This window comes from Psychrobacillus sp. (assembly GCF_056205495.1).
Window position 1 is genome coordinate 1 of sequence record NZ_JBAEAP010000195.1, and the last position, 9722, is coordinate 9722.

Sequence of the window (9722 nt, forward strand, 5' to 3'; positions counted from 1 at the left end):
AATAGCAATGCAATGTCAAAGGCTAGCTTTAACGATGGATTGTACTTGTTCTTCTCAAGCGAAATGATTGTTTGCCGGCTCACTCCCAATAAGTCCGCAACTTCTTTTTGGGAAAGACCCTTTTCAGCTCTTAATACTAAAATTCTATTGGTTATATGTCTCTTACCTTCCATGTTCTATCACCTCATACAAATTGTAATATATTTTTTACTTAAAGTAAACTATTTTTTACATTTTGTTAGAATTATATTACATATTCCACTATTCAGAAAAGAAATGTATGATTAATGTAAAAAATAGTGGAGGTCGTTACATGTCGTCAGTAGCTCTATTAAGAGGGATCAACTTAGGAAAGCTCAATAAAGTAGACATGAAATCGTTAAAGCTTCTTTTTGAAGAGTTAGGCTTCCAAAATGTGCGTACGTATATTCAAACCGGAAATGTTATTTTTGATGGTGGAGGTTGCAGCGAGGAAAAACTGGAAGAAGCATTAAGGAATGCCTATGGATTCGAAATACCTGTTGTAGTGAGGCCGAAGGCAGAATTAGAAGAAATACATAACGACCCACTTTTCTTGAATGACCTAACCTTTGTCATGTTTCTAAAAAAGAACGTTACAAGAGAGCAGCTTGCTTTACTAAAAGGAATTGTAGAGGATGATTTTATTGTCCTACATAATCGAAACTTGATCATCCACCATACTAAAAACTATCATCAAACTAAATATACAAATACCTTTTTTGAAAAGAAGCTTCAAATGGTCTCCACAGCTAGAAATAAAAATACCGTAAATAAAATATTGGAGCGAATGTAACCTTTTTAACATAAGTATTACTTATTCCTTTTCATGATTTTTATTAATTTTTATTATCAAACAATTCACATTATAATTAAGTTAATTCATAAGGGGGTATGGACCATGTCATTTACATTTAAAAGAATTGATCACATTCAATTAGCTGCTCCAAAGGGCTGTGAGGAAGAGGCACGCAGCTTCTTTACGGGAATATTGGGATTAAAAGAAATAGAAAAACCACCTCTTCTAAAAAAGAAGGGTGGCGTATGGTTCGAGCTTGGAAGCTATCAAATTCATATCGGGGTTGAAGAGCCTTTCTCTCCAGCCAAGAAGGCACACCCAGCTTTTGAGGTTGAAAACCTTGAAGCTCTAAAAATGCATTTAACCGAACAACATGTAGGCTTTAAAGTAGATACAGAACTACCAGGGGCTAATCGCATATACATCCAAGATCCATTTGGTAATCGTATCGAGATATTAGAATGGATTTAAGAAAAGGTTAATCTAAATTGTAAAAAGGCGCCTGTGAGAATCAATCCCACAGGCGCTTTTTGTTTAATTATCTTGTACTTCGTTACGTTTTTTCTTAAATAGCTTAGATAGAACCTCATAAACGATTGGAACAATGATTAATGTTAGTAGCGTAGAACTTGCTAGACCACCAATAACCGTGATACCTAATCCTTTAGAAATTAAACCGCCGCCGCCTGATCCTACTGCTAATGGTGCGAGTGCCCCAATGGTTGCAATAGCAGTCATCAGAATAGGACGTAAGCGAGTTGCACCAGCTTCAAGGATCGCTTCACGCATATTCATACCTTCGCGCTCCATATGAATGATTCGGTCAACCAATACAATGGCATTCGTGACAACGATACCAATCAACATGAGAAGCCCCATCATAACAGATACGGAAATTGTTTCGTTTGCAATCCATAGACCTGCAAATGAACCAATTACTGCAAATGGTAATGAGAATAGGATAGCTAATGGTGCTATACCTTCACCAAATGTTACTACTAATATAAAGTAAACAATCGCAATTGCTGCAAGCATTGCTACTCCAAGCTGAGTGAATGTTTCATTCATATCTGCAGTTACACCGGCAACGCCAACTGTAACGCCTTTAGGTAAATCTAATTTTTCAATCGCTTTATCTACATCTGCAGATGCTTTTGAAATATCATCATCTTGAATTGTAGCGGATACAGAAGCATAGTATTCACCCTTACTACGAGCAAGTGTATTTAGAGCGTAACCTTCTTCTACGGTTACTATTTCAGACAACGGTATTGTTGTTCCCATTGCTGTTGGTACTTCTTTAGCTAAAATATCATCAATCGATTTAGGTGTTTCTGTTTGTTCTTGTTGTACAATAACCTCTATATCATTTCCATCTTTTTCAACTGTAGTTAATACTTCCTCAGTAGCAGAAGGACTCAACATCCCAACGATTTGACCAGTTGTTAAACCGTACTGCAATAATTCATCTTGAGCTACTTGGAATGTATATTCTACATAGCTGTCTTCAGCACTTGAAGAAACATCTTCTAATCCTTTTGTTTCTCCCATAACTTCTTCAACCATTGCTACAGCCTCGTTCAGCTTATCTAAATCTTCACTATAGAATGTATAGCTAATTTCATTTGTCGACATCGACATACTTGAGAAGTTTTGGCTCTTCCATTCGCCAGTTTGACCAATGTTGAACACATATTCCTCGATTTCCTCACGAGCACCTGGGAAGTCTTCCATATCCTCATCAAAGATCAAGTACATTAATGCGCCGCCTGAACCTCCGCCCATCATTGCAGTCATGTCATTTGCGCCGTCACCGTTGATAGATACTTGAGTGATATCAATATCCTTACGTTTAAGCATCTCTTCTTCAACTTCAGTAACGTTTGCCAATGTGTCTTCTTTTAGCTCACCAGCTTTTGGAGTGTAAGTCAAATACATTACTTTTTCTTCTTCACTACCCAAGAAACTGAAACCGATTAACGGTGTAAGCATCAAGCTTCCTACTAGCAATGCGATTGATACAAGGGAAGTAATAATTTTGTGGTTTAATGTCCACTCTAGAATTTTTTTATAGCTACCAGCTAACTTACCTTGCTCTTTATGATTACTTTCTGTTTTTTCAGCGTACAATTTTTTCTTAAATAAGAAGTGTGACATTGCAGGTACAATTGTAATTGCTACCAACAGAGATGCACCAAGAGCAAATGTCATTGTTAATGCGAATGGCATGAACAATTCTCCAACCATACCACCTACAAAGATTAATGGAGCAAATACTGCTACCGTTACCAATGTAGAAGAAAGGATTGGTTTGAACATCTCAATAGTTGCTTCACGAACAAGGGCACGGCCTGTTAATGGTTCCCCTTTTAAGTGAAGGCGTCTATAAATGTTCTCTACAACAACAATCGAGTCATCAATTACACGTCCAATTGCTACGGTAACGGCTCCAAGTGTCATAATATTTAACGTAATATCTAACCAATTTAATAGTAGTAATGCCATAAATATAGAAACTGGTATAGAAACAATAGAAATAATTGTAGATTTAAAATCACGTAAGAACAATAGAATAATCAACACTGCGATTAATCCACCAAACAATGCTTTCTCTACCATTGTGAATACTGAATCTTCAATAGGAGCACCTTGGTCTAAAGAAACGTCAATAACTAAACCATCAATGTTCTTTTCTTCGTCTGCAATTAAATCTTTCACTGCATTTACTACTGTTACAGTGTTAGCATCTGGATTTTTTACAATTTGGATTGCAATTGCATCTTTCCCATTTGTACGGGAAACCGATTCTACTTTACCAACCACTTCAATAGAAGCAATGTCTCCAAGTTTTACAAAAGGAGATGGGTTTGTAGCAGAAGGTGTAACAGGGATAAGCATTTCTTTCAGTTCGTCGGCTGTCATGAACTTACCGTCAACCGCTACTGCCTGCTCGCCTTCTTCAAATTCAAACAATCCTAAGGATACTGCCATATCACTTGCTTGAATCATTTGTTTCACTGTATCTTGAGTTACATCTAGTTCAGCCATTTTTGCTTCGTCATATGTAAGCTCTACTTCTTCAATATGTTGGCCTGTTATAGTAGCTGAACCAACACCATCTATTTTCTCAATTTTCGGTAGTAAAATTTCTTCTACTGTCGATGTTAGTTCTACGATATCTTCTTCTGTACTACTTACACTTAGGGCTGCTACTGGCATCATGTTCATGCTTATTGCCGTTATAGTCGGCTCCATTGCTCCTTCAGGTAAGGAGATGGTATCTAAAGCAGACTCCAATGCGCGTTTTGCTTCATCCATGTCTGTGCCATATTCGTACTCTACTTGAATATTAGACATATTCGAATAGGAATTGGAATATACAGATTTTACATCCTCTAATCCTTCTAACGCTTTCTCAAAAGGCATCGAAATATCTTCCATAACTTTTTCAGGAGTCGCACCTGGATAAACATCCATCACCATTAAGAATGGAATCGAAATATCTGGAATGGTCTCCATTTTCATTCTTGTACCTGAATAAATACCGGAAACAGTAATGATAATAGTTAATAACCATACCGCTAACTTATTTTTCAGTACAAAATTTACTAAACCTTTCACACTTGCACCTACCCTCATTTGACTTATCAAACTCATTTATTTATAATAATGACTAATTGGTCATTTGTCAACAATAACCATTGGGAGCGATAAGACATGGTAAAGAAACAATTAATAATGGATAAAGCATTAGAACTTTTTGCAAAACAAGGTTTTGAGGCTACCTCTGTCCAACAAATCACTGACCATTGCGGTATTTCTAAAGGTGCTTTCTACCTTTCCTATAAATCCAAAGATGAGCTTATTACTTCTTTAGTAGATTGCTTTATGAAGGAAATCATTTCAGAGATTGACTACTCGGTCAAAGAATGTGCACATTCTGATGAAATGCTATATACCTTTTTCTACACAGCTAACAGAGCATTTCAAGAAAACTCTACTTTTGCTAAAATCTTCTTCAAAGAACAGACACTTACGGTCAACGATGATCTATTAAAAAAGCTAACTTATTATGACAATCTCTTAAATGAAATTATTCTATATATGATAGACAAGTTAGACTTAACTTATAAAGAAACAAAATATGACTTACTTATTTGCATAAAAGGTTTTATGAAAATCTATATCGACCTCTATCTATTCTTTGAATTACCAATCGATATCGACACGCTAACCAAGTCACTAGTAGAAAAAACTAAAATATTGGCAAAGCATTCAACAATCCCTTTAATCTCAACAGATAGTGCTCAAATCATGCAAAAGGTTATAAAAGAAAACACAGATAAAGACAAGCAAATACTGGAGTTAATTAGTCAAATTCTATTAGAAATAGAAGAGCCAATCGAAAAGGAAACGCTTCAAATTCTAAAAAATCATCTCCTAACCGAAACACCGAGTCTAGCACTTATAAAAGGTCTTTTAGAAAATATTAAAAACCACCCTCAATGCAAGTGGGTTTCCTACTTAATTAGAGAACAGTATAAGCTTTAAAGAAAAGCGTCTAACCAGTTGTGTGACTGATTAGACGCTTTTTATGTGATTGATTTATATTTTTAAAGTTTTTTCAGCATATTTTCTTCCATCTAAATTTGCCTCACTTCACACAAAAAATGTACGAAGATTGACTAATCCCAACAATTAAAAATAACCTCTCCATTATTATTCGGACGCCAATACTTCACATTTTTTAATTCATCCTCTGATAAATCATGAGCGTTAGGATTAAACGGATCATTTAAAAAAGCTGTTTCTAAAACTGTATAATATGGAATCAGCTCTGTGGATAAATTATCATACTCTATAAATTGTAGCTGGATTTCATTTTCATATAATACAATGGCTGCATATGGAAAATACTGATGCAGTAGAATCGACACCACTTTTTTATTTACCTCAATATCTATACGAAAATAATTCAATGGATAGCTCGGTGAAAAAAAACCAATTATTTTACCATTAGTCTTTCTAGCAATTTCGTATCCTAACTTTTTAAATAGGTCTCCATCCATCTCATTCATTTCAATCGCACTATTTGCTAAGCCTGTAATATTCATTGGGAGTCGCATTTACTTCACACCTCATATATGCATTTACTTTCTAACTTCATAATGTAGCTCTACAAACTGGTTGAAGGTTCTAGTTCCTTTCAATATAAGGTCTAACTGATAATCTCCTTTATTGAATAACGGAATTCCTTTTCCGATGATAGTTGGCGCTACTGTTAAAATAATTTCATTTACTAGCTTTTCTTTTAAAAATGATTGTAATAGTTCGCCTCCGCCTACAAGCCATATGTTACTTCCTTCTTGACTCTTCAGTTCGTTGGTTAAACCCACGACGTTTTTATTAGTAAATTTAACATCTTCGGTATCTTCCATAGTGGATCTTGTAAATACGTAACATTCTTTATTTTTATATGGGAATTCTCCTGATTCATGTTTTATTATCCAGTCATATGTTTTCTTACCCATTAAAACGGTATCTACCGTCTCATAAAACTCTGATATTCCATTATCACCCTCGCCCTCTACATTAAATAGCCAATCTAATGAATCATCTTCCGTAGCTATATATCCGTCTAAGCTAGCCGCAATATATAATACTAAATCTCGTTTATTGTTCATCTTATCCCCCCTAAAATTAATTGACTTCATTACTTTCTATCATAACAATATTAATCCTTTAACATACAAACTGACTTAGGTTAATGGAATATCCTCAAATTTTAATTGATATAATAAAATACCATGAACACTTGGTCCATGGTATTTACCTAAGATTTTAAGCTATTAACTTACATTACTCTAACAGGTTGGTATTTCTTCTATATTATAGATCATCAAAACCATTGTCGATAGCATTTACCTTTACATACTGGCGAGATTTTTGTTCGAAGAAGTGTGATTTAGTGCCGTCTATGTTATCTGCGTAAGCTCGAATCCATTTCATTGGATTTTCTACGCATTCTGGGTAGATTTCATTTAATCCGATTAGACGCAGCATTTTATTGGCACGGTATTTAATATAACCTTGCATATCTTCTAAATCGATACCATCGATATCATGTAGTACATAATTGGACCATTCTATTTCTAGTTGGACAGACTCTTTAAATTGCTCATAGACCCACCCTATAAATACCTCATTGTTTAAGTCAGGGTTTTCAGCTAATGTTGCTCTGAATAGCTCCGATATAAACCTGCCGTGCTCTAGCTCATCTCGGTTGATGTAGCTAATCATCGTAGAAGTACCTACCATTTTGTTATAACGAGCAAGATTATAAAAGAAGGCAAAGCCAGAATAGAAAAATAGTCCTTCTAATAATGTTGTATAAGTTAGCGTCTTTAATATGTTTTCCGTCGTTGGGTTCTCTACAAATTCATTGTAGTACTTGGCAATGTTTTGATTGCGCTTAATTAGCACTTCATCGGTTCTGCCAAAATCAAATGCCTTGTTTTGCTTATCCAGCGATACAATGGATGATAAAACATAAGAATAGCTTTCATTATGTACGGCTTCTTGCTGTGCAATGACCGCCATAATGGATTGTACCGATGGGTCTGTTGCATATAGGGAAAGCAATAAAGCTGTACGCGTTTGAGGTGCATCTAATGTCGCTAGCAGGCCAATGATTTTTAAGTACGCATCCTGCTCCGAATCACTCAAGCTACCAAATTGCTTTATGTCATTAGACATATTAACTTCATCCGCTTGCCAGTAATTCCCGAGTAGCCGCTTATACATCTTATGCCAATGTGGATACGCAATATCATTCCAATTCAGTATACCGCTTGATTGCCCATTAAATATTCCTGTTGATTTGTTTGGATTTCTTGGTTCTAATGTTTTTGCCTTTTGCATGATTTAAAACTCCCTCTAGCCATTTAGTGACAATTTCCTCTTGGCTTCCTCTTGGTGACTGTTCAATTTTTAAGCCTTGGAATGGACTGCTACAATAGCAAACTAATTTGTCCACCGCTGCGCAAAATAGCTCGTCTCCTCCAAATTGGGTATCACCAGATCCGAATATATAACTGTTTTCTGGTCGATATCCCATTTCTCTTAAAAATTCCTTCATTTCATCTGGAATACTTCCCTGGTCCCAAGTAAAAGTCCCTAGAAATACTAGGTCATATAGTTGTAAATCTGGTAGGACTCCGATACCGATACAATATATCTCTACCTGATACTCGGAATTCTCCAGCTGATTTTGTAAAAGCTCTGCTATTTCTTCTGTATTTCCACTGTAGCTCACATAACATATAATTGCCTTCATCAACTCGAACAGGACTCACATTCGATAAGTTCTATCGAGGTGGAACGTACGTAATAAGTCGTTTTTAGCCCACTTTTCCAAGCTTCTAAATGTAACGAAAGTAATTCCTTTGCCTTTATCGTGTTTTGTACATATAAATTTAAGGAGACCCCCTGGTCAATATGTCGCTGGCGTGCAGCGTTTTGCTTCACCGTCCAATGCTGATCAATGAAATAAGCAGATTTGTAATACCATGTAGTCTCCGAGTTTAGGTCTGGCACCGTAACTGGGATTTTATAATCCTTTTTCTCCTCTGCATAAGACTTCTGGAAGATTGGATCTATACTCGCTGTACTACCCGCTAGAATAGAAGTGGATGAGTTAGGAGCGATAGCCATTAAATAACCATTTCGTATTCCCACCTCTGCAACCTCTCTGCGGAGCTCATTCCATTCGTCTCCTTCATACTGACGCTTTTCAAAATAAGCACCGGTTTGCCATTCTGAACCTTCGAATAAAGGATAAGCACCCTTTTCCTTAGCAAGACTTGCGGATGCCTGAATAGTTAAAAAGGCAATTTTTTCATATAGTTTATCCGCAAGTTCAACCGCTTCCTCTGACTCCCAACGAATCTGCTTAAGTGCGAGTAAATGATGCCATCCGAATGTTCCAAGGCCAATACCTCGATACCTTGCATTTGTGCGCTCTGCCTGTGGTACAGGTATCATATTTAAATCGATGACATTATCTAGCATGCGTACTTGAATATTTATCAGTCTTTCTAATACATTTGCTGGTACTGCCTTCCCCAAGTTAATAGAGGATAAGTTACAAACAACAAAGTCCCCAGGTTTTCTACGAGTGACAATGACATCATCCTCTAACTGGATCGATTCAAACGTTGTTGCGCTCTGATTTTGAAAAATTTCTGTACAGAGGTTACTACTATAGACCATTCCCTCATGCTTATTTGGGTTGCTACGATTTACTTCATCTCGGTAAAACATATATGGTACCCCTGTCTCTAACTGAGAACGCATAATTCTTTTCATCAAGTCGATTGCTTGTACAGTTTCTCGCGATAGGCGTTGGTCATTCACACATTCCTCGTATTTTTCCCGGAATGATCCTTCTCCTCTTTTTTCATCATAGAAATCCTCCAAAGAATAACCCATTACCTGACGAACCTCATGCGGATCAAACAAATGCCATTCCTCTCTTGCATCAACCCTCTCCATGAATAAATCCGGCAAGCATATACCTGTGAAAATATCATGCGCTCGAAGGCGATCATCTCCATTGTTCAGGCGTAGATCTAAAAACGTAAAAATGTCCTTATGCCAAGCATCCAAATAAACAGCTACGGCCCCTTGTCGTTGTCCAAGCTGATCGACGCTGACTGCCGTATTATTCAACTGTTTAATCCAAGGTAGAACTCCACTAGATGCTCCCACGAATCCTCGTATAGAAGAGCCACGGCTACGCACCTTCCCCATGTATACACCGATACCCCCTCCAAATTTAGATAGCGTGGCTACGTCTGTATTACTGTCGTAAATACCTTGCAGACTATCATCCACAGTGTCAATA

10 protein-coding genes are annotated in these 9722 nt (G+C 36.6%); 3 read left to right on the forward strand and 7 right to left on the reverse strand.

Going from position 1 to position 9722, the window contains the following annotated elements:
- Positions 1-173: helix-turn-helix transcriptional regulator (locus AC06OU_RS05785; RefSeq protein ID WP_475854576.1), on the reverse strand; the 173-nt coding region annotated here is incomplete at its 3' end.
- Between the two features lie 140 nt (positions 174-313).
- On the opposite strand from AC06OU_RS05785, the gene AC06OU_RS05790 reads away from it, so the two are divergent.
- Together AC06OU_RS05790 and AC06OU_RS05795 are read left to right on the forward strand one after the other, a co-directional pair.
- On the forward strand, positions 314-814 hold the full coding sequence (locus AC06OU_RS05790) for a DUF1697 domain-containing protein (RefSeq protein WP_475854563.1): 501 nt from the start codon (positions 314-316) through the stop codon (positions 812-814).
- 105 nt (positions 815-919) lie between these two features.
- Positions 920-1288: a VOC family protein gene (locus AC06OU_RS05795; RefSeq protein WP_475854565.1), complete on the forward strand. Its 369-nt coding sequence runs from the start codon at positions 920-922 to the stop codon at positions 1286-1288.
- 63 nt (positions 1289-1351) lie between these two features.
- Here AC06OU_RS05795 and AC06OU_RS05800 read toward each other — a convergent pair whose 3' ends face one another.
- Positions 1352-4438, reverse strand: coding sequence for an efflux RND transporter permease subunit (locus AC06OU_RS05800; RefSeq protein ID WP_475854567.1), 3087 nt, complete (start codon positions 4436-4438; stop codon positions 1352-1354).
- Between the two features lie 96 nt (positions 4439-4534).
- Here AC06OU_RS05800 and AC06OU_RS05805 point away from each other — a divergent pair, with 96 nt between their 5' ends.
- Positions 4535-5368 carry a TetR/AcrR family transcriptional regulator gene (locus AC06OU_RS05805; protein WP_475854569.1) on the forward strand — a complete coding sequence of 278 codons (834 nt, stop codon included), beginning with the start codon at positions 4535-4537 and terminating at the stop codon, positions 5366-5368.
- A gap of 134 nt (positions 5369-5502) precedes the next feature.
- On the opposite strand, the gene AC06OU_RS05810 is transcribed toward AC06OU_RS05805, so the two are convergent.
- The 5 genes from AC06OU_RS05810 to AC06OU_RS05830 all read right to left on the reverse strand — a co-directional run.
- Positions 5503-5943: a hypothetical protein gene (locus tag AC06OU_RS05810; protein ID WP_475854570.1), complete on the reverse strand. Its 441-nt coding sequence runs from the start codon at positions 5941-5943 to the stop codon at positions 5503-5505.
- A gap of 24 nt (positions 5944-5967) precedes the next feature.
- A complete protein-coding gene (locus tag AC06OU_RS05815; protein ID WP_475854571.1) occupies positions 5968-6501 on the reverse strand; it encodes a dihydrofolate reductase family protein in 534 nt (177 codons plus the stop codon).
- Between the two features lie 205 nt (positions 6502-6706).
- Complete coding sequence (locus AC06OU_RS05820) at positions 6707-7738, reverse strand: ribonucleotide-diphosphate reductase subunit beta (RefSeq protein WP_475854572.1); 1032 nt, start codon at positions 7736-7738, stop codon at positions 6707-6709.
- Complete coding sequence (locus tag AC06OU_RS05825) at positions 7680-8153, reverse strand: flavodoxin (protein WP_475854574.1); 474 nt, start codon at positions 8151-8153, stop codon at positions 7680-7682. The genes AC06OU_RS05820 and AC06OU_RS05825 overlap by 59 nt, the downstream gene beginning before the upstream one ends.
- Positions 8153-9722 (reverse strand): ribonucleoside-diphosphate reductase subunit alpha (locus AC06OU_RS05830; RefSeq protein ID WP_475854575.1); only part of this gene is annotated, 1570 nt, incomplete at its 5' end. The genes AC06OU_RS05830 and AC06OU_RS05825, both read right to left, overlap by 1 nt.

What these genes read in the sequence shown, in the direction of transcription:
- AC06OU_RS05790 (WP_475854563.1), top strand. Translation starts at nt 314, where the DNA reads ATGTCGTCAGTAGCTCTATTAAGAGGGATCAACTTAGGAAAGCTCAAT.
- AC06OU_RS05795 (WP_475854565.1), top strand. Translation starts at nt 920, where the DNA reads ATGTCATTTACATTTAAAAGAATTGATCACATTCAATTAGCTGCTCCA.
- AC06OU_RS05805 (WP_475854569.1), top strand. Translation starts at nt 4,535, where the DNA reads ATGGTAAAGAAACAATTAATAATGGATAAAGCATTAGAACTTTTTGCA.
- AC06OU_RS05810 (WP_475854570.1), bottom strand. Translation starts at nt 5,943, where the DNA reads ATGCGACTCCCAATGAATATTACAGGCTTAGCAAATAGTGCGATTGAA.
- AC06OU_RS05815 (WP_475854571.1), bottom strand. Translation starts at nt 6,501, where the DNA reads ATGAACAATAAACGAGATTTAGTATTATATATTGCGGCTAGCTTAGAC.
- AC06OU_RS05820 (WP_475854572.1), bottom strand. Translation starts at nt 7,738, where the DNA reads ATGCAAAAGGCAAAAACATTAGAACCAAGAAATCCAAACAAATCAACA.
- AC06OU_RS05825 (WP_475854574.1), bottom strand. Translation starts at nt 8,153, where the DNA reads ATGAAGGCAATTATATGTTATGTGAGCTACAGTGGAAATACAGAAGAA.